Source organism: Streptomyces sp. NPDC059957 (genome assembly GCF_042730015.1).
Lineage (GTDB): Bacteria > Actinomycetota > Actinomycetes > Streptomycetales > Streptomycetaceae > Streptomyces.
In genome coordinates this window covers 13648-33240 of sequence record NZ_JBHWMB010000074.1, presented here as the reverse complement: position 1 = coordinate 33240, position 19593 = coordinate 13648, and the positions used below count along the sequence as shown (strand labels likewise).

At 72.1% G+C, this 19593-nt stretch carries 18 protein-coding genes; 8 read left to right on the top strand and 10 right to left on the bottom strand.

The features are described 5' to 3' along the window. Positions 1-32: 32 nt before the first annotated feature. Together ACFWBW_RS34145 and ACFWBW_RS34140 are read right to left on the bottom strand one after the other, a co-directional pair. Positions 33-764, bottom strand: a complete 732-nt coding sequence (locus ACFWBW_RS34145) for a hypothetical protein (protein WP_385381098.1) — start codon at positions 762-764, stop codon at positions 33-35. A gap of 253 nt (positions 765-1017) precedes the next feature. Next, positions 1018-1683, bottom strand: a complete 666-nt coding sequence (locus ACFWBW_RS34140) for a TetR/AcrR family transcriptional regulator (protein ID WP_385381096.1) — start codon at positions 1681-1683, stop codon at positions 1018-1020. A gap of 105 nt (positions 1684-1788) precedes the next feature. On the opposite strand from ACFWBW_RS34140, the gene ACFWBW_RS34135 reads away from it, so the two are divergent. Next, positions 1789-2823 (top strand): aldo/keto reductase, encoded by a 1035-nt coding sequence (locus ACFWBW_RS34135; protein WP_385381093.1) that lies wholly within the window; start codon positions 1789-1791, stop codon positions 2821-2823. Positions 2824-2859: 36 nt separating this feature from the next. Here ACFWBW_RS34135 and ACFWBW_RS34130 read toward each other — a convergent pair whose 3' ends face one another. The 3 genes from ACFWBW_RS34130 to ACFWBW_RS34120 are packed head-to-tail and all read right to left on the bottom strand — an operon-like array spanning position 2860 to position 5146. Continuing rightward, a complete protein-coding gene (locus tag ACFWBW_RS34130) occupies positions 2860-3480 on the bottom strand; it encodes a hypothetical protein (protein ID WP_385381089.1) in 621 nt (206 codons plus the stop codon). Then, complete coding sequence (locus tag ACFWBW_RS34125) at positions 3477-4097, bottom strand: TetR/AcrR family transcriptional regulator (RefSeq protein ID WP_385381087.1); 621 nt, start codon at positions 4095-4097, stop codon at positions 3477-3479. The genes ACFWBW_RS34130 and ACFWBW_RS34125 overlap by 4 nt, the downstream gene beginning before the upstream one ends. Beyond that, positions 4094-5146, bottom strand: coding sequence for a redoxin domain-containing protein (locus ACFWBW_RS34120; RefSeq protein WP_385381084.1), 1053 nt, complete (start codon positions 5144-5146; stop codon positions 4094-4096). Before ACFWBW_RS34120 ends, ACFWBW_RS34125 begins: the two co-directional genes overlap by 4 nt. Before the next feature lie 173 nt (positions 5147-5319). Here ACFWBW_RS34120 and ACFWBW_RS34115 point away from each other — a divergent pair, with 173 nt between their 5' ends. Further along, the gene (locus tag ACFWBW_RS34115) at positions 5320-6222 is read left to right on the top strand and encodes an NAD-dependent protein deacetylase (protein ID WP_385381081.1); all 903 of its coding nucleotides are present in this window, start codon (positions 5320-5322) and stop codon (positions 6220-6222) included. Positions 6223-6280: 58 nt separating this feature from the next. Here the strand turns inward: ACFWBW_RS34115 and ACFWBW_RS34110 are convergent, their stop codons facing one another. Continuing rightward, the gene (locus ACFWBW_RS34110; protein WP_385381078.1) at positions 6281-7342 is read right to left on the bottom strand and encodes an oxygenase MpaB family protein; all 1062 of its coding nucleotides are present in this window, start codon (positions 7340-7342) and stop codon (positions 6281-6283) included. Between the two features lie 97 nt (positions 7343-7439). On the opposite strand from ACFWBW_RS34110, the gene ACFWBW_RS34105 reads away from it, so the two are divergent. Together ACFWBW_RS34105 and ACFWBW_RS34100 are read left to right on the top strand one after the other, a co-directional pair. Then, positions 7440-8111 (top strand): TetR/AcrR family transcriptional regulator, encoded by a 672-nt coding sequence (locus ACFWBW_RS34105; protein ID WP_385381075.1) that lies wholly within the window; start codon positions 7440-7442, stop codon positions 8109-8111. Between the two features lie 316 nt (positions 8112-8427). Beyond that, positions 8428-9810 (top strand): MFS transporter, encoded by a 1383-nt coding sequence (locus tag ACFWBW_RS34100; protein ID WP_385381072.1) that lies wholly within the window; start codon positions 8428-8430, stop codon positions 9808-9810. Positions 9811-9818: 8 nt separating this feature from the next. Here ACFWBW_RS34100 and ACFWBW_RS34095 read toward each other — a convergent pair whose 3' ends face one another. After that, positions 9819-11456: a glycoside hydrolase family 13 protein gene (locus tag ACFWBW_RS34095; protein WP_385381069.1), complete on the bottom strand. Its 1638-nt coding sequence runs from the start codon at positions 11454-11456 to the stop codon at positions 9819-9821. A 97-nt stretch (positions 11457-11553) separates the two neighbouring features. After that, the gene (locus ACFWBW_RS34090) at positions 11554-12516 is read right to left on the bottom strand and encodes a helix-turn-helix domain-containing protein (RefSeq protein ID WP_385381066.1); all 963 of its coding nucleotides are present in this window, start codon (positions 12514-12516) and stop codon (positions 11554-11556) included. A 148-nt stretch (positions 12517-12664) separates the two neighbouring features. On the opposite strand from ACFWBW_RS34090, the gene ACFWBW_RS34085 reads away from it, so the two are divergent. Further along, on the top strand, positions 12665-13693 hold the full coding sequence (locus tag ACFWBW_RS34085) for a saccharopine dehydrogenase family protein (RefSeq protein WP_385381064.1): 1029 nt from the start codon (positions 12665-12667) through the stop codon (positions 13691-13693). A gap of 22 nt (positions 13694-13715) precedes the next feature. Here the strand turns inward: ACFWBW_RS34085 and ACFWBW_RS34080 are convergent, their stop codons facing one another. After that, a complete protein-coding gene (locus tag ACFWBW_RS34080) occupies positions 13716-14297 on the bottom strand; it encodes a hydrolase (protein ID WP_385381061.1) in 582 nt (193 codons plus the stop codon). Positions 14298-14797: 500 nt separating this feature from the next. Here ACFWBW_RS34080 and ACFWBW_RS34075 point away from each other — a divergent pair, with 500 nt between their 5' ends. Then, positions 14798-15409: a GPP34 family phosphoprotein gene (locus ACFWBW_RS34075; protein WP_385381058.1), complete on the top strand. Its 612-nt coding sequence runs from the start codon at positions 14798-14800 to the stop codon at positions 15407-15409. 56 nt (positions 15410-15465) lie between these two features. On the opposite strand, the gene ACFWBW_RS34070 is transcribed toward ACFWBW_RS34075, so the two are convergent. Beyond that, the gene (locus tag ACFWBW_RS34070) at positions 15466-16497 is read right to left on the bottom strand and encodes a terpene synthase family protein (RefSeq protein WP_385381056.1); all 1032 of its coding nucleotides are present in this window, start codon (positions 16495-16497) and stop codon (positions 15466-15468) included. Between the two features lie 553 nt (positions 16498-17050). Between ACFWBW_RS34070 and ACFWBW_RS34065 the strand changes: the two genes are divergently transcribed. Together ACFWBW_RS34065 and ACFWBW_RS34060 are read left to right on the top strand one after the other, a co-directional pair. Next, positions 17051-18037 carry a hypothetical protein gene (locus ACFWBW_RS34065; protein WP_385381053.1) on the top strand — a complete coding sequence of 329 codons (987 nt, stop codon included), beginning with the start codon at positions 17051-17053 and terminating at the stop codon, positions 18035-18037. Between the two features lie 75 nt (positions 18038-18112). After that, on the top strand, positions 18113-19492 hold the full coding sequence (locus ACFWBW_RS34060) for an MFS transporter (RefSeq protein ID WP_385381050.1): 1380 nt from the start codon (positions 18113-18115) through the stop codon (positions 19490-19492). Positions 19493-19593: the final 101 nt, after the last annotated feature.

Sequence of the window (19593 nt, the reverse complement as noted above, 5' to 3'; positions counted from 1 at the left end):
ATCGAGCGGGAGGGGCGGACGGGGCCGGACGGTCAGGCCGAGGCGTCCCAGGCCGTCGTCAGCCCGTCCAGCCACGCGGGAGGCAGCTCCGCCGCGTCCCACTCCTCGCGCAGTGCCTGCGGCTCGGCGACGAGCCGCTCCAGTACGGCGATGCTCGTGGCGGAGTGGACGAGCGAGAAACGGCCGTGCACCGTGATGGCGCTGCCCGCTCCGAACCGTGCGAACAGCCGTCCCAGCCGGGTCCGGTGGGCCTCGGTGAACTCCGTCAGCCGCCCCGCGTAGCGGGCCCGCTGCCGCGTGCTCATCGTGGCGAGGACGGCGGTGAGCACCTCCTCGGTCGCCTCGGGATCAAGCTCCGAGACCTCGGTGAACGACAGGTACAGGGGTGTGAGCGCCACTTGGGCCCGCTCGACCTCCATGCGCCTGGCCCGCGGGCGCTGTCCGGCCTCGTCCTGTTCCCCGTCCGGGTTCACCACCCGTAGCAGGGTCCGCTCGGTGACGGCGCCCAGCTCCGCCAGGAGATCCCCGGCGCCGTCGAGCCATCCCGACTCGTACGGCTCGCCCTTGTCCCCCGGCGCGCTCCGGTCACGGCCGCTCAGTTCCCCGTGCGCGAGCGCGAGCGTGCCCGCCTCCAGCAGGCCGATCAGTTCGCGCGCGTCACCGGCGGGGACCCCCGCTCGTGCGAGGAGCTGCAGGAGCGTCGTCCTCGCGTTGTCGACACTGACCTCGTCCGGCCACTGCCGTCCCTCGTCGGCCCCGCTCATCAGATCCTCTCCGTTCTCGGCCACCGCACCGCCCGGCACTTCATTGTGACCGAGCGTCTTCGAGGAGGCCGGACCCAGGGGTCCGGTCCCCGGTTCGTCCCCGCAGTCGCGGGAACTGGCTTCCTGAGCTGGGACTCTATGCGGCGGCGAGCCGATGTCGAGCACTTTCCCGGCATCCGGCAATCTACCCATAACCAGCCCCGGGCCGTGGCGCCCGCCGTCACGCGAGCCGTACGTACGGGGGCCACTGCCACTACACCTCCCGTACATACGCCCCCGCGCGGGCGGCCGCCTCCGCTGCGGCCGCGGAGCGGTCGGCCACGGCGTCGTCGAGCGGGAGGGCCGTGGTCAGGAGTCGGTAGTAGAGGGGGGCGGACACCGCGCGGATCACCTCGTGCGGGTCGGTGCCCTCGGGCACCTCGCCGCGGGCCACGGCCTCCCGGACGCACGGCGCCCACTCTTCGACGCGCACGGCGTAGAAGCCGTGCAGCGAACGCGCCGCCTCGGGGTCGCTGGTCGCGGCTGCGATCACCGCCTTGAACAGGGCCCCTTGGCGGGGATCGGCCAATGTGCGGCACACCAGCCGGGCGTTGGCCGTCAGGTCTTCGAGGAGCGATCCCGTCTCGGCCCGCGGAAGGGACTGCTGCGCCATGTCCAGCAGCAGATCGGCCATGAGGCCGGCGACGGTGCCCCACCGCCGGTAGACGGTCGTCTTCCCGACGTCGGCGCGCCGCGCGAGGTCGGCGAGGTCCAGGTGGGCGAAACCCCGCTCGGCCAGGACGTCCTCGGCGGCCCGGAGCACCGCCTCCCGCACCCGGGCCGTACGCCCTCCGGGCCGCGCGCTCCCCGGCCCGGCGGGCGGATCCGGCTCCGGCCCTGTGTGGGCCACGCTGTCCGACCCGGCTGCAGCGAACTCCATAACGGGACTCCAGTTCCTTTAAGCGTCAGGACTTGCTACGCTCGAGCCATCTTAACGGAACCGCGGTCCCATTAGGTGGAGCCGCGTGCGAGGAGAGGATGCGTCATGGAGTACAGGCGGCTGGGTGCGTCCGGGCTTCTGGTCCCGGAACTGAGCTTCGGAGCGGGCACCTTCGGCGGGCAGGGGCCGCTCTTCGGCGCCTGGGGCGACACCAACGTGCAGCAGGCGCGCCGCCTCGTGGACATCTGCATCGACGCCGGGGTCACGATGTTCGACACCGCCGACGTCTACTCCGCGGGCGCCTCGGAGGAAGTCCTGGGAGCTGCCCTCAAGGGGCGTCGGGACCAGGTGCTCATCTCCACCAAGGCCGGTCTGCCCATGGGGGACGGCCCGGACGGGGCGGGGACCTCCCGGTCCCGCCTGATCACGTCCGTGGACCAGGCCCTGCGCCGCCTGGACACCGACCACATCGACCTCTTCCAGCTGCACGCCTTCGACGCCGGCACTCCCGTCGAGGAGGTGCTGTCCACGCTGGACGACCTGGTCCGGGCGGGGAAGATCCGCTACACCGGCATCTCCAACTTCTCCGGTTGGCAGGCGATGAAGTCCCTCGCCGCTGCCGACCTGCACGGCCGTGCGCGCTACGTGGCCCATCAGGTCCACTACTCCCTCGTCGGCCGCGACTACGAGTGGGAGCTCCTGCCGCTCGGCCTCGACCAGGGGCTGGGCGCGATCGTCTGGAGCCCGCTCGGCTGGGGCCGGCTCACGGGCAGGATCCGGCGCGGGCAGCCGCTGCCCGCCGGCAGCAGGCTGCACGACACCGCCGATTACGGCCCGCCGGTGGAGGACGAGTACCTCTACCGCGTGATCGACGCCCTGGACGAGGTCGCCGCGGAGACCGGCAGGGCCGTTCCCCAGATCGCCCTGCGGTGGCTGCTCCAGCGGCCGACGGTGTCCTCCGTCATCATCGGCGCCCGCAACGAGGAGCAGCTGCGCCAGAACCTCGGCGCGGTGGGCTGGACGCTCACACCGGAGCAGATGGCGAAGCTCGACGCGGCGAGCAGCCGTACAGCCCCCTACCCCTACTTCCCGTACTACCGGCAGGAGGGCTTCGCCCGCCTCAACCCCCCGGCACTCTGAAGGGCACCCGCACGCCGGTCTTCGCGAGTAGCCCGCTCAAGGGGAGCCGTTCGTCAGGAGGAGGTGGAAGGTCTGGTCCCGGTGGATGAACGTGGCCGTGTCGGAGTCGCTCCCGTCGAAATACACCGGCCGCAGTGGCTCCTCGTCCGTGTAGTAGCCGGTGGAGCGCAGGAAGTCGGGGCTGACGGCGGCGGCGTACCAGGCCGGGCCGTCGTCCGCACCGAGCAGTTCCCTGGTGAAGGCGCGCACCAGCCGTTCGGTTTCGGCCGCCGGACAGTGGTGGCCGTAGGGGCTGAACGCCTCGCGGAGCATCCAGGTCAGTCGCGCCGGTAGGCCGGGAGGTTCGAGCGCGGTGAGCGTGGCGCGGAAGCCGGCGCGCAGGAGCGGACGGCCGAAGGGCTCGCTGTCGTGGGCTTCGCTCAGGTTGTGCCAGTCACGGCGCGCGTCGGCGGCGCGCATCAGCCGCTCGAACAGCGGGTCGCGCAGGAAGGCGTGCAGGACGTCCTGGCGGTTTCCGGCGGTGACGGGCCGGTCACACTCAGCCGTGAGCAGCAGGGTGTTGCTGTTCATGGCGCGGTCCACGGCGGAGAGGAAGGCGTCGACGGCGGGTGGCTGGGGATCGGGCGGCTTCAGCGGCCCGGTGAAGCGCATGGTCACGGCCCCGGTCCCTGCAGGAACGCGGATACCGCGGCTCTGGTGAGGGTTTGGTAGCGCTGTTCTGCCGTTCGGGCCGGGAAGTGGCCCGCGAGTTCCAGGGTGATCGAGCCGTGGGCGGCCGCCCAGATGATGTCCGTGACCTCGTCGACGTCCACGGTCGGGCGGAAGACGCCGGTCGCCGCGCAGGCCCGTACGGCCTCACGGAGGACTTCCAGGCTGGCGGCGGCGACCTCGCGGGCCTCTGGGGCGGGCGTGAAGCCGGGGATGAGGCCGGCGAACATGACCTGGTAGAGGTTGCGTTCGGTCAGGGCGTTCTCGCGGTAGGCGCGGCCCAGGTCGGCCAGGCGGGTGGGCGGGTCGGCGGACGGGGGGACGGCCTCCAGGCTGCGGCGCAGGCGGGCGAAGCCTTCCCGGTACAGGGCTTCGGCGATGCCGTCCTTCGCGCCGAAGTGGCGGTAGAGGACCGTGGTCGAGCAGCCGGCCGCGGTGGCGATGCGGCGCATGGTCAGGGCGGACGGGCCCTCTGCGGCGAGGAGTTGGGCGGCCAGGTCGAGGAGGGCGGCGCGCAGCGCTTCCTGGCCCTGGGCCTGGGTGCGGGTGTAGAGGTCGCCGCTCATGCCTGCTGCCAGTCACCGAGGGGGCGGTAGATCGGGATGCCGGCTTCGGTGAGGGCGGTGCGCTTGGCGAAGTACTCGTCGCCCATCGGGTCCAGGCCGCGCAGGGGCATGGTCCCGCGCCAGATCGTCAGGTCCTCCGGTGCGAGCTGTTCGGCCCGTGCGAAGTGCCGTTCGGCTTCTGCCGTACGGCCGGCCCGGTGCAGCCACAGGGCCAGGGTCGCCTCCGTACGGGCCGACTGCTGGGTGGCCGTGGCGCGGCGGGTGTGCCGGGTGACGTCCTCGTCGGACAGTCCGCTGTCGCCGGTGAGGACCCATCGGTCGAGTGCGGCGAGCGCCGCGCCGGAGTCCAGGCCCGACAGTTCGCGGAACAGGTCGGTGGCGAACTGGGTGTCGTTGGGGCGGGCCACCTTCCCCTCTTCGTCGATCCACAGGACGGTCGGGACGTTCAGGACGTCGTAGAGGTCGGACACGGCTCCGTCCGTGTCGATGAGTGCGGGGTGGGTGACCGCGGCCTCGGCGATCCACGGAGCGGCGTCGGCGGTGCGGCGGTCCACGGCGATGCTGAGGACGCTGAAGCCGTGGTCGGCGAGTGCGGCGTGCCGGCGCTCCCATGCGGGGAGGTCGTAGCGGCAGCCGCACCAGGAGCCCCAGAAGACCAGGGCGACCTTGCGGCCGCGCAGGTCGCTCAGCGAGTGCGGCACGCCGTCGGCATCGGGGAGGGTGAAGTCCGGTGCGGTGGCGCCGGCGAGGGCCTGCGAGCGTTCCTGCGCGGAGGCTCCGATGGCGATGACCCCGGTGTCGGTCGCGACCGGGCGGTCGAGGAGCCCGGCGAACGCCACCGGGTCGAGCAGCCCCCGGTGTTCGCCCCGGGCGGCCGCGGACGAGGGGACGCACAGGTCGCCCCGGCACCAGCCGTGCGGCTTGCGGACCCACCCGAGGGCCTGTTCGGCGGCCTCGGGGGTCAGGAGGGTCCGGCCTGCCGGGCCCGTCTGCGCGGCTACGACCGTTTCCCTGCCGCCGTCCAGGATCGTGATCCTCATGGCATCCATGGCAACCCCCGTCGCACTCGCCTGAAAACTATGTACTGAGAAAATAACAGCGTTATCGTCTCTGCGGCAAGGCCACCGGCGGGGGACGACGCGAAGTCGAGCGGTCGATGATCTCGGCCCGGCAGGGACCAGCCCCCGTGCCGATGGTCCCGTCGCTTCCGTACGCTGGCTGCATGCGTACGCGTCCCACTTTGAGCTGGACCCCGACCGCGGACCTGCCGCCCGGCACCACGGACCCGGGGCCGGTCGCCGACGCGCTGCGGGCCGGCGGGGTGCTGGTGCTCAGCGGGGCCGGGATGTCCACGGAGTCGGGCATCCCCGACTACCGGGGTGAGCGCGGCAGCCTGCGCCGGCACACGCCCATGACCTACCAGGAGTTCACCTCCAGCGCTCGGGCCCGGCGCCGCTACTGGGCGCGCGGCCACCTCGGCTGGCGCACGTTCGGGCAGGCCGCGCCCAACGCCGGACACCGGGCCGTCGCGGCGTTCGGGCGGCGCGGGCTGCTCTCCGGCGTGATCACCCAGAACGTCGACGGACTGCACCAGGCCGCCGGCAGCCAGGCAGTGGTGGAACTCCACGGAAGCCTCAACCGGGTCGTGTGCCTCTCCTGCGGAGCCCGCAGCCCCCGCCGGGAACTCGCCCGACGACTGGAAGAGGCCAACACCGGCTTCGAGCCGGCCGACGCCGCACTGAACCCGGACGGTGACGCCGATCTCACCGACGAGCAGGTCGGGGACTTCCGCCCGGTGCCCTGCGCGCTGTGCGGCGGCATCCTCAAGCCGGACGTGGTGTTCTTCGGCGAGAGCGTGCCGGCGGAGCGGGTCGGGCACTGCCGCGAGCTGGTCGACGCGGCGACCTCGCTGCTGGTCCTGGGCTCCTCGCTCACGGTGATGTCCGGGCTCCGGTTCGTCCGCCAGGCGGCGCAGGCCGGGAAGCCCGTCCTGATCGTCAACCGGGATCCGACCCGTGGCGACCGCCACGCCGCCACCCGGGTCGCACTCCCCCTCGGGGCGACCCTCACCGGCCTGGCCGACGAACTGGGCGTGCCCCTCGACGAGCAGTCCACGCACCACTGAGGGGGAACCGGGCAACTGGCCCTGCGGCCGGTTCCCGGTCTCGGCGGCGTCCCGTCGATCAGGCCAGCGGGCCGAGCACCTCCTGGGATTCGATGAGCCCCTGGTCGCTCGGGGGCTTCCCGTCGCCGAAGACGCGTACCGCCTGACGGGCCCGGAACTCGGCGTGCGCCTCGGCGGGCTTCACATAGCCGTGGCGGGTGCGGGCCTGTTCGGGGGTGAGGACCTCCTTGGTGCGGGGCGGCACGCCGAGCTTGACGGGCGCGACCACCTTGACCGTGGAGGGGGAGAGCATCCCCAGCAGGAACAGTTCGACCCGGGGGTTGAGGTGGGCCAGCGCGAAGGACGTCCGCATGACCGGTACGACGAGGACGTCCAGGAGGCGGGACTGCCGGATCTGCGCCATCTCCCGCATCCAGCGCGGCATCGTGGCGATGGTGGCGATCCGGTGCGTCCTGGCCACGACCATCCGCGCGGGCTTCATCCACCACGGGGTCGGCGGGAGGACGAGGTCGGTGTTCAGGAGGTGGTTCATGGCCTGCCGGGCGATCGGGCTGGCCTCCAGCCGCGGGCGCATGCTCTCGAAGTACGCCCGGATCCCCGCGCGGTCGCGCGGGACGTCTTCGGGTGAGCAGGTCTGGAACTCCGCTGCGAGGGCGCAGGATTCCCAGTACTCCTTCTCCTCCTCGGCGGTGAGCTTGCCGGGCCCGTACTTCTCGTAGGCGTAGAGGATCGAGTGCCAGCCGGTGAGCTGTATCCACAGCTGCGAGGCGGGGTCGTTGGCGTCGTAGGTGCCTTCGCCGTAGGGCAGTTGGCCGATGGCCTTCGAGTGGACCTTCACCAGGACGTCCGCCGCCTTGCACACCTGGTCCGTGCCGGCGAAGGCCACCATCGCGAAGTAGCGCAGCGTGCGGTCGTAGCGGGTGCGCGTGCGGTCGTAGATGCCCTGGGTGCCGTGGACCGCGGCCACCAGCGGCGGGTCGAGTTCCTCGACGACCACGGAGCGCTGGAAGCCCACCGTGGGCGCCGTCGGGTAGCTCCACACCTTCCAGACCACCGATCCGGGACCGAAGAACCCGTAGTCCGCGTGCGGTTCGACCTCTTTGCCGTGCAGTCGGGCCATCAGACCGCTCCTCGTGTTCCTGGCAGCGGGTGCGTACCGCTCCCCCAATAAGACAGGACTGTCTTAAATTAAGACACGACTGTCGTAAGATGCCAAGGTGTCGACACCGACGTCTCCAAGCGACAGGCCGCGCAGGCGGCGCCCCTACGCTCCGCGCGTCCCGATCGCGGAACGCCGCGAGCAACTCCTCGACGCGGCCCTCGCCGTGATCGTGAGCGACGGCTACGGCCGGGTCTCCATCGACGCGATCGCCAAGCGGGCGCAGGTCGCGCGTTCGGTGGTCTACGGGGCCTTCGACGACCTCGACGATCTGCTGCTCACCCTCCTCGACCGGCAGCAGGAACGCGCCTTCACCCGCCTGCTCGGATCCGTTCCCGACGCTCGCCGCACCCGCGACCCGGTCGACTTCGCCTGCGAGGCGGTGCACCGGATGGCCTCCATGCTGCGGGATGACCCGGATACCTGGCGCCTGATCCTGCTGACTCCGGCGACCACTCCCCCGGCCGTCCACGCGCGCATCGAGGCGGACCGGGAGCGGTTCCGGCGCAGGGTCGCCTCGTGGATCGCGTCCGCGCCGGGCGTCGGAGAGGCCGCGCCGGCCGACGGAGGGACCGCGCCGGACCCCGAGGTCCTCGCCCACGCGCTGGTCGCCTGCGCGGAGCACTTCGCGCGCCTCGCACTCACCTCCGCCGAAGCGATCGACGCCGACCGGCTCGCCGGCCAGCTGCGTCTCCTGCTCGGCGGCATCCGGTCCGCGCCTTCGGCGTAGGCGGCCCCGAGGGGAGCGGCGCTCCGCGCGGCGGCGCCGCCGGGTGCGGCTCCACCTCTGACTGCCGCCACGCCCGACCCTCCGGTCCACGCTGGGTAGGGCGTCCCGCCCCATACTGGGCGGACGCGGGTACCTGGCCGCGCGATCCGCCCCCGTCCCGCCACGGGACCAGGCCCGCAGCCCGCCCCACCCCGTGTTCCGGGGGTGCTCGAACCGTCGGGAGCAGGAGTCGACCCCGCAGCCGCGCCCTTCGCCTGAAGGCCCGCCTCCGCCCCGCAAGCGTTACGTCGTCGCGGCCGTCGGGTGCGCCGGGGGGATGGTCAGCCTGGACCAGACCGTCGTCGCGGTGGCCCTCGATCCGATGGCGCGCGGCCTCGGGCTGACCACCTTCACGATGCACGGCGTGGTCCTCGTCTACGTGCTCGCGCTGGCGGCGTTCGTACCGGTCGGGGGCATGCTGGCCCGCAGGGTCGGCCGGCTGACCACCTTCCGGGCCGGCACCGCGGTCTTCGCCCTCGCGTCGGGCCTCTGCGCACTGGCCCCGCCGGGTGACGCCGCCGAGCCGTACCTCGTCACGGTCAGGGCCGTACAGGGCATCGGTGGCGCACTGATGATGCCGGTGGCCACGTCCGTGATCACGGACGTGTACGAGGAACACGCCCGGGGCAGGGCACTGGCCGTCTACGCCGGCCTGGCACAGCTCTTCCTCGTCTTCGGCCCGATCGTGGGCGCGGTCCTCACCCAACTCCTCAGCTGGCGCTCCGTCTTCCTCGTCAACCTGCCCGTCGGCGCCGCGTGCCTGTGGATGATGAGCAGGGCACGGGTGAGCAACCGCGCGGAGGGCGGCTCCCTGTCCGTGATCCAGCCCCTCGCGGTGGTCTTCTCCCTGGTCGTGCTCGTCCTCGGGCTCTACCAGTGCGGTGTCTGGGGCTTCACCGACACCAGGACGGTCACCGCGCTCGCCACGGGCGCCGTGGCGCTGGGCGCGACGGTGCGTCTCATGCTGCGGTCCTCCCGGCCGCTCCTCGACCTGCGGCTTCTGGGCATCCGCCCGTACACCGTGGCCGTGGCGCTCACCTTCCTGGTGCAGGGACCCCAGCTGATCGTGCTGGTGCACGGCACGGTGTACCTGCGCCAGGCGATGGGCCTCTCGCTCCTGGCCACCGGGCTCTGTCTGCTTCCCCTGGTCGCGGCCTCGGCTGCGGGCACCTTCCTCTCCGGGTATCTGCTGGACCGCTCCCGCTCGGTCCGGGTGCCCGTCCTGCTCGGCCTGGTGGCGGCCACCGTCGGCGCAGTGGCCTGGACGGCCGCCCTGCCGTCGCGCGAGTACCTCTGGCAGGTCCCCGGGATGCTCCTCGCGGGGGTCGGGATGGGCCTGCCGGTCCCCGCCCTGAGCGCCGAACTCATGCGCGCGGTTCCCCCGGACAAGCGGGCCGGCGCTTCCGTCCTGCGGCAGAGCATCCGGCAGCTGGGCGGGGCGGTCGGGCTGGCCGCGGCGGGGGCCGTCGTGCTGGCCGCCAACGAGAACACGGCCGACGCGGCCGGCGTCGTCACCGTCGCCGCCACGTCCGCGGCCTTCGCCGTCGCGAGCTGCGTCCTGGCCGTCACCCTGCCGCTGGCGGCCGTCGCCCTGCCGCGCAGGGCCCGTACGGGCGGACACGGAGGCGCGGGCCGCAGACCCGGCCCGCCACCGCCGTAGCGGCTCCTTCAGCGCAGCCAGACCGCGGTGTCCCGGGGCAGGGCTCCGTTCTCCACGTGCCCGCTGGAGAGCAGGACTTCTGTGTGCTCGGGCAGCGGAACCGGTCCGTCCGAAAGATTCACCAGGCAGCGTACGGAGGACCCTGCCGCGGCGCGGGCGAAGGCGAGCACGCCCGGCTGAGCGGGGAGCCAGGCGAACTGCCCTTCGAGGAGGGAGGGTTCGGCAGACCGCAGTGCCAGGGCGCGGCGGTAGAAGCCCAGCATCGAGTCCGGGTCCGTGCTCTGCTCGCGCACGCTCCGGGCGGCCCACTCGGCCGGCCGGGGCAGCCAGGACTTCGCGTCCGGCGCCTCGTCTCCCCACGGGAGGGGTACCCGGCAGCCGTCCCGGCCGAGGTCCTCGCCGCCGGTCTGGAAGAAGGTCGGGTCCTGGCGGAGCGCCGGCTCGATGTCCTCGACCTCCTCGAGTCCCAGCTCGTCGCCCTGGTAGACGTAGACGCAGCCGGGCAGGGCCATCGTCAGCAGGGCCGCGGCCCGGCCCCGGCGCCGACCGAGGCCGAGGTCGGCGGGGACGCCGTGGACGCGGCGGCCGTCGAGGGCGTACGAGGTGTCCGCGCGTCCGTAGCGGGTGACGTGGCGGGTGGTGTCGTGGTTGGAGAGGACCCAGGTGGCGGCGGCGCCGACCGGGGCGTGCTCGGCGAGGGTCGCCTCGATGACCGTGCGCAGGGCCGCAGCGTCCCAGGGGCTCTGCAGGAAGGGGAAGTTGAACGCGGTGTGCAGTTCGTCGGGGCGCAGGTAGCGGGCGAAGCGCTCCGGGTCGGAGGTCCACACCTCGCCCACGAAGACCGGTTCGTGGGCGTACGCGTCGAGGACCTCGTGCCAGGCGCGGTAGATGTCGTGGACGCCGTCCTGGTCGGCCCAGGGACTGGGTCCGCTCTCGTGGTCGGGGAGCGCCGGGTCCTTGACGAGGTTGTCGGCGACGTCGATGCGGAAGCCGTCCACGCCCCGGTCGAGCCAGAACCGCAGGATCGACTCGAACTCCGCGTGGACCTCGGGGTTCTCCCAGTTGAAGTCGGGCTGTTCGGGAGCGAACCGGTGCAGGTACCACTCGCCGGGCGCGCCGTCGGCCTCGGTGACCTGCCGCCAGCCGGGGCCGCCGAAGACGGACTGCCAGTTGTTGGGCGGCAGTTCGCCGTGCTCGCCGCGGCCGGGCCGGAACCAGAAGCGCGCACGCTCGGGCGAGCCGGGGCCGGCGGCGACGGCCGCGCGGAACCAGGGGTGCTGGTCCGAGCAGTGGTTGGGGACGATGTCGACGATCACCCGGATGCCCAGGTCGTGCGCCTCGGACAGCAGGGCTTCGGCCTCGGCCAGGGTGCCGAACATCGGGTCGATGTCCCGGTAGTCGGCGATGTCGTACCCTCCGTCGGCCATCGGGGACGGGTACCAGGGGCTGATCCACACCGCGTCGACGCCGAGCCGGCGCAGGTACGGAAGCCGCGCGCGGATCCCTGCGAGGTCACCGATGCCGTCGCCATTGCCGTCCGCGAAACTGCGCGGATAGATCTGGTAGATCGCGGCGCTCCGCCACCAGGCGGACGGTGCTGCGGATGGGGGTTCGGGGGCCGGGGTGAGGGCCTCGGGGGTCGCCATGTGGCGAATCTAGGGAGGGCTCTTCGTCGGCGTCAACGGTTTGCCTGAATCTTTTGATCGAATCGATCGATGTGATCGGAAACGGATGGGGATCCGCTCACGCCGTCGTAGGGGCCGGGGCGGTCCGGGAGCGGAAAGTACGGCGGTAGGTGTCCGGCGGGACGCCCACCGTGCGGGCGAAGTGGCGGCGCAGGGTGGTGGCGGTGCCCATGCCGGTGGCCGTCGCGATGGTGTCGACGGTGTCGTCGGTGGCTTCCAGCAGTTCCTGGGCGTGGCGGATGCGCTGGGTGAGCAGCCACTGCAACGGGGTGGTTCCGGTCACCGACTTGAAGTGGCGGCCCAGGTGGCGGGAGCTCATCCGGGCGTGGCGGGCCAGGTCCTCCACGGTGAGCGGTTCGCCCAGGCGTTGCAGCGCCCAGGGGAAGAGGTCGGCGAGCGGGTGGTTCCCGGGGGCGGGCACGGGGGTCGTGACGAACTGCGCCTGTCCGCCGTCGCGGTGCGGCGGGACGACCAGGCGGCGGGCAATCTTGTTGGCGACCGAGGAGCCGTGGTCCAGGCGCACCAGGTGCAGGCACAGGTCCATGGCGGCGGCCTTGCCCGCCGAGGTCAGCACGCTGCCGTTGTCCACGTAGAGGACGTCGGGGTCCACGGTGACGAGCGGGTGGCGTCTGGCCAGTTCCTCCGTGTGTGCCCAGTGCGTGGTCGCACGCTTGCCGTCCAGCAGGCCGGCGGCGGCCAGTACGAAGGCGCCCGTACACAGGGAGGCCACGCGCGCGCCGGCCCGGTGGGCCGCGCGTACCGCGTCGATGAGCTCGGCCGGCGGATCCCGGTCGACGTCGGCCCAGCCGGGGACGATGACGGTGTCCGCTTGCGCGAGGTGGTCGAGTCCGTGGTCGGGTTCCAGGCGGAAGCGGTCGAGCCGTACGGCGCCCGGTCCGCAGAGCGAGAAGTCGTACCAGGGGTCGACGAGGTGGGTCAGGTCGGAGCCGAAGACCTCGCAGGCCAGGGACAACTCGAAGTGCAGCATGCCGTCGGTGACGGCCAGCGCGACGTTGGGCATGTCCGGAAGTGTACGGGTCGTGTCGTTCCGGACAGTGGTGGGCGGGTGGTGCTCCGCGACAGGATGTTCATGACGGAGCGAGGCGGGCATCGAGTTCCGGCGGCGGTCATAAGGGCACGAGTACGGGCGATTACAGGGGAGCGGGACCATGGGATCAGGTCAGACGGTGGCGGTGTTCGGCGCGTACGGGCACACCGGGCGGTTCGTGGTGGCGGAACTGGTGGAGCGCGGGTTCGTGCCGGTGCTGTCGGGCCGCGACGCCGAGAAGCTCAAGGCGCTGGCGTACGAGACCGGCCTGGAGGCCCGGCCGGCGACGGTGGAAGACCCTGACGCGCTGGACCGCGCGCTGACCGGAACGGCCGCTGTGATCAACTGCGCGGGGCCCTTCGCCTCGACGACCGGACCGGTGATCGAGGCGGCCCTGCGGGCCCGGATCCCCTACCTGGACGTGGCCGCCGAGCTCGAGGCCAACATCGACACCTTCGCGCACTTCGCCGACCGGGCGCGGGACGCCGGTGCGGTGATCGTCCCGGCGATGGCCTTCTTCGGCGGTCTGGGCGACCTGCTGGCCACCGCTGCGATGGGCGACTGGACCGAGGCCGGGGAGGCGCACATCGCGTACGCCCTGAGCAGCTGGCACCCCACCGCCGGGACGCGGCTTTCGGGCGCGGTCTCGCGGGAGCGGCGTGGTGAGCGGCGCATGCGCTACGCGGGCGGGCAGTGGGAGTACCGCACCGACGCCGCACCGACCCTGGAGTGGCCGTTCCCCGAGCCGATGGGTCCCCGGCAGGTGATCGGGGAGTTCACGATGGCCGACGTGGTGACCGTGCCCAGCCACCTGTCGATCCCGGACGTGACCACGTACATGACGGTCGAGGCGGTGCGCGACATCGCGGCCCCCGGCACGCCGGCTCCGGCCGCGGCCGACGACAGCGGACGGTCCGACCAGACCTTCCTCGTCGACGCGGTCGTGCGGGCGCACGGAGCGGAACGCCGCGCCGTGGCCCGCGGGCAGGACATCTACGCCGTCACGGCCCCCCTCGTCGTGGAGGCCATGGAGCGCGTCCTGACGGGCCGCACCCGTACGGTCGGCGTCGCCTCCGCGGGCGAGATCTTCGACGCGGACGACTTCCTGCGCGCGCTGGCCCCGCACATCACCCTGGAGCTGCTCCCGTAGCGGAGGAGGCCCTGGTGTGGGGTCAGGCCGCGAGGTCCTTGAGGGCCGTCAGGATCTCGTCGGTGGAGCGGACCCGGCCGATCCGGGGGAAGATCTTGCCGAAGCTGTGGGCGTGCGCGTCCGCGTCCATGTCGGTGGTGGCATCCTCGGCGAAGACGAGGTCGTAGCTGTGCTCCCAGGCGGAGCGGGCGGTGGACTCGACACCGATGCTGGTGGCGATTCCGGCGAGGACGATCCGCTTGATGCCGCGTCGGCGCAACTGAAGGTCGAGCTCGGTGCCGGTGAAGGCGCCCCAGTGCCTCTTCGTGACGATGATGTCGTTCGCGCCGGTGGCCAGCTCGGCCGAGAGCACGGAGAACCCGGCCGGAGGCGCGGTGGTCAGGCCGGGCCGGTCGGTGTGAAGGGTGGGCAGGTCGCCCCCGTCCGGGGACCAGGCGACCTTGACGAGGACCACGGGCAGGTCGGCCGCGCGGAAGGCAACGGCGAGCTGGACCGCCTTGGAGAGGATCCTCTCGGCGGGGGTGACCACGGGCAGGGCCAGGATCCCCTCCTGAAGGTCGATGAGGACCAGGGCGGTGTTCTTGTCGAGCGTGATCTCGGACATGCGAGTGTCTTCCTTCGCTGGTCGTGCAGATAGCAGATACAGGTACCGGTACAGGTATCGGTACAGGTACAGGTACAGGTACAGGTACCGGTTTCTGGGCTCACGTGGCGCACGGCCAGTCCTCGGCCAGGCGCCGCAGCGCCGGGAGGGCCTGACTGAGGGCGTCCAGCTGCGCGGGAGTGAGGCTTTCGGCCAGTCGCCGGAGGAGGAGGTCGTGGCCCGCTCCCTCGCGCTGGGCGAGGAAGGTGCGGCCCCTGTCGGTGAGGGAGATGAGCTGGCCGCGCCCGTCGGTGGGATGGGCGGTCCGTTCGGCGTAGCCGTCCGCTCTCGGCGTTGTCAGCTTTCTCCCCGTTCCCGAAGGTGTCTGTGGGCCGCGGGCCTCCTGATGCCGGCGGTGAATGTGACGTCTTGCGAACGGTCGGGGGCGGGGCCGCCCACAGGTGGCCGAGCTGATCGATAATTGGCCGGCGCCCTGCCTGCACGGTTGAGAGGAGCCCTTGATGACCACACCGCGGGACTTGTTGATCATTTCTATGGACGTGGAGTCCGGCCGGACTGCCGAGCAGGGTGACCTGTCGCTCGCGCTCGCGGGGGCCGAGGTGGTCGATCTCCTTGCCGCCCGGGCCATCGGGCTGGACGGTGACCACATCGTGCCGGGCGAGGAAACGACACTGGGTGACCCCCTGCTGGACGCCGCGGCGGCGTCGCTCGTACGGGAGGCGCCCTACGAGTCCGTCGCCGACTGGCTGTGGCGCAGGGGGCAGGGCCTGTCCGCGAGCTACCAGGCCGTGCTCGAGAAGGAAGGACAGCTCGTACGGCAGCCCCGCCGCGGGTTCTCCCTCCGCGCCGGTGAGCTGATGCCGGCCGATTCGCCCGCCCGCCGTCGGGCCGAGGAGCGGTGGAGGTCCGAGGATCCCGTCCTCGTTCTCCTGGCTCAGGCACTCGAGGGCGGCGACGACGACCGGTCCGCTGACGCTCCGGACGTGGCCGACGACAGCGTCGCGACCGTATTGGCCGCCGTGAACGACGCATTGGTGGAACTGGCGTCCGTACGGCAGCGCCGGGCCATCGAGAACGCGGCCTTCGACAACATCTGGCGCGGCGGTGTATGACGAGGGGCCCGGGGCGGGCGCCGGGTCCCTGTTCCTGATCTGATCCTGATCCCTGGTCAAGGAGACGCCGGCGGGGCACCGTCGACCGCCCACCACCATGCGATCGACGCGATCGGCGGGGCCGAGAGGGGGGCACCGTCCGGTGGGCGGGCTGCGGTCCCGACTCGACGGGTCTGGTGGTGGGTACCGTCCAGTTGCCCGGGGTAGTAGCGGGAGGTCGCCCCGCACCAGTCCCGCACACCGCGGATGTACTGGGTGAGTGCGTCCAGATGGCCTTGGATCCGGGGGTCCGCCGGGGCCTTCGCGGTCTGCCGGCCCAGCTGCAGGAACCGATGCATGATCAAGTCTCTGAGCGTGGAAGCGGCTTGCAGGCCCTGTCCATCTCCAGGGCCGGGTCTGCGTCCGGGTCCGGGTCTGCGTCCAGGTCCGGCTCCAGGTCCGGCCGGGCCGTCCAGGAGCGCTACCAGGTTCCCGCTGCGGCTGCCGCGTTCGTTCTCCTTCGCGAAGGAGTGGATGTCGGTGTCCACGACCACGATCCCCGCCGCCATCTCGGTCAGCGCGCGGATGCGCCGGTCCTCCCACAGCGGTGCGGGCAGGGCGACACCGATCGTGTCGAGCAGCACGGGTACGGCCAGGGCGGCTCCGGAATGCAGCCGGGTGAGCAGGTAGTCGCTCACGGCCTGCGGGTCTCCCGCTGCGGTCGTGTCGGCGCCGATGCCGGCCTCGGCGAGGAAGTAGCCGCGCATCGAGTCGATCCACCTCCTGACCTGTACGGGTGTGGCGATCGCATCCAAGCGGAGCCGGATGTCGCGCAGGGCCAGACCGAAGGGGTCTGCGTCAAGGGGAACCTCGGGGGCCTCGATCGTCCGCTGGAGCCGGGCGACCATCGTGAGCATCTCGATGGAGGTGAGACTCGGGAGGTCCTCGTCGCAGAGGTCGTCGAAGGCGAACACCCACGCGGCGAGGTCGCTGAGCAACTGGGCCGCGAACGGGTCGGCGTACGGTGCGATCCTCACCGCGATCCGGTTCAGCCCCGTGGTCAGCCGCCTGCTGCGAGCCGCTCCTCCGCCCAGGCCGAAGCGGCTCATGAACTCCGCTGAGCGCACATCGAATTCGTCCGTTCCCGGGCCGCGGCCACGGCCGCGGCCGTCTATGTGGGCGGTGTGGTGCGTCCGTGTTCCTGTCAACAGTGATCACCTCGTGTTCGGGGAGTGGATGCCCCACCTCCGGTTCCGGACAGGGCGCGACGTGGCGGCAGGGCGACACTGAAGCAGCAGATGAACGCGGCAAGGAATACGGGGTACGAGGTGCGAGGTACGGAACGCCGAGGGCGGGGCGGGGCAGTCGGACGGCCTGCACGGGGGCCGCGGAAATGGGATCGCTCGACCCATCTCATTGAACGCAGGACGTCCCCCGGGCCACAACGGGCAACCGGGAGCACTCGCGGGGCGCCAGGAGCACACCACGCGCCGCCCGAGCCACCTGCCGCCCTCCCCCGGAAGCACCGCGGGCGGGATTCCGGCGGGCTGCAGGGCAGCGTGGCCGGAACGTGCCTACGCTGGAAGTGGATCCTCCGGATGAGGTGAGGCCATGGCAACGAAGTGCGCAGCCGCACGTCGCCGAAGGCGTCGTCGGATCCCCGTGGTCGCCGTTGTCTCCGCCGTCGCCGCCACGTGTCTGGTGTCCGGGTACGCGGCTTCCGGCCCGGCGGTTTCCCTCGCGGCGGGCGCCCCGGTCGCCGCCGGGCCGCAGGACGGTTCCTGCCGGACCGCTCCGCCGGACAGCTTCTGGCACGCTCCCGTGGACACGCTTCCCGTGCACCCGAGCTCGGACCGGTACGTCTCTTCGATCGGTGCCGCGGAGCCCCTGCACCCCGACTTCGGGGCAGGTCTCATCGACGGCGAGCCCTTCGGCATTCCCATCACCGTCTCGGACACGACGGTTCCGGAATCGAAGGTCTCGCTGGACATCGCCGAGGAAAGCGATGCGTCCGGGTACCGGATCCCGCAGGACGCCAGGATCGAAAACGGTCCGGCGAGCTCCGGGGACCGCCACGTCGTCGTCTGGGACCGCGCCCTGTGCAAGTCGTACGAGCTCTGGAACGCGAGCGCGCAGGGCGACAACGCCTGGCACGCCGGTTCGGGCGCGGTCTTCGACCTGCGGAGCAACGAGCTGCGGCCCGCCGGCTGGACGTCGGCCGATGCCGCCGGCCTCGCCATCCTGCCCGGTCTGGTGCGCTACGACGAGGCGGCGGGCGGGCTGGTCGACCACGCGATCCGGATGACCGTGCCCCGTACGGATCAGAGCTACGTCTGGCCGGCACGGCACCAGGCGGGCTCCGCGGCGGACGAGTCGCTGCCTCCCATGGGACTGCGGCTGCGGCTCAAGAGCTCGGTGGACACCTCGGCCCTGGGCCCTCAGGCGCTGGCCGTCGCCGAGGCGCTGAAGAAGTACGGGGCCATCGTCGCCGACAACGGGTCGGCCTGGTACCTCACCGGTGAAGAGAACCCTGGTTGGGACAATGACCAGCTCAACGCGCTCAAGGGCTTCAAGGGTTCGGACTTCGAGGCCGTCGACGCTTCCGGGCTCCAGCAGTCGCCGGACTCCGGTGCCGTAGCGCCCCGCTGACGCCTGACGCCTGACGCTTGCCGCCTGACGCCCGACGCCTGACCGCTGATGTGACCGCTGAGAGGATCGCGCCTCATGCGCGCAGAGACTTCCACCGCGGCGCGCAAGGGGGCCTTTATCGCGGTGGCCGTCGCCCTGTTCTGCATCCAGCTCGACTTCTTCGCGCTCAACCTCGCCATTCCGGGGATCGCCGCGGAGCTCGGCGTCACGGTGTCGGCCGCGCAGTGGACCTTGTCCGCGTACATGCTCGCCATCGGCTGCTTCTTCATCGTCGGCGGCCGGGTGGGGGACGTCTTCGGCCGACGGGGCACGCTGCTGGCCGGAACCGCCCTGTTCACCGCCGGAACCGTGGGGTGCGCGCTGGCTCCCGGTCTCGGTCCGCTGGTCGGGGCCCGGATCGCCCAGGGGGTGGGCGCGGCGTTCGTCTTCCCGGTGGCCGTGTCCGTGATCACCAACACCTTTCCCGAGGAGTCCCGGGCCAAGGCCTTGGGCGCCGTGTTCGGCGTCGCCAACATCGGGACCGCGATCGGGCCCTTCGTGGGCGGCGGGTTCACCGAGGGGCCGGGCTGGCGCTGGATCTTCTGGCTGATGGCGCCGCTGAGCCTGTTCTCGCTGCTCACCGCGCTCGCCTACGTCCCGGACTCGCGCGACGCGTCGGCGCCGCGCGAGCTCGATCTGCTCGGCTGCGCCCTCATCGTCGGGGCGCTGGCCGCCCTCACCCTCACCGTGGAGCGCGCGGACGCCTGGGGGTGGAGCAGTGCTCGCGTCCTGCTCGGCTTCGCGGTGGCGGTGGTGAGCGGCGGGCTCTTCCTGGTGCGGGAGCGGCTGGCGCGGCACCCGCTGATCGATCTGGGGCTGTTCCGCGACGTCCCGTACGTCCTGGTCACCGGCATGGGCACGCTCACGAACATGGGGTACGGCGTCACCGTCTTCCTCGCCACCCTCTACCTCCAGGGCGTACGGGGGCTCTCGCCGCTCCTGGCCGGCACGGTCTTCCTGGCCCCGGCACTGCTGGTGGCACTCAGCGGGCCGCTGGGGGCGCGGCTGGGCCGGCATCTGCGGCCGACCACGGTGATGGCGCTCGCCGGGATCGGCGCGGGCACGGGGATGTACGCGCTGACCCAGGTGACCGCCTGGTGGTTGTACGTACCGGTGTTCGCGTGGTGCGGCCTGGGGCTCGGGCTGGGCTGGACCTACGCCAGCGTGGCGACCCAACAGCTCGTCCCGCCGGCGAGGGCCGGGGAGGCATCGGGGGTGCTGCTGACGTTCCTGGTCACCGGAGGGGCGATCGCGCTGGCCGCGACCGCCGCGGGGATCTCGGCGATGACGCCGCAGCGGTCGCCCGAGGAGGCCTACGACGCGATCCTGCGGCTGGGCGGTGCGGCCGTCCTCGCCACGGCCGTGCTCGTCCTGGCCGTACGGCACCGGCTCGGGGCGCAGGGCAGGTCCCGCTGAGCGTGTTCACACCGCGGGGGGGGAAGAAAGCACCATCCCCCGCCCCCGCCCACCAGACGGGGCCGGAAGGTCTTTCCCGAGGCGAGAGTGGGCGCACTTTG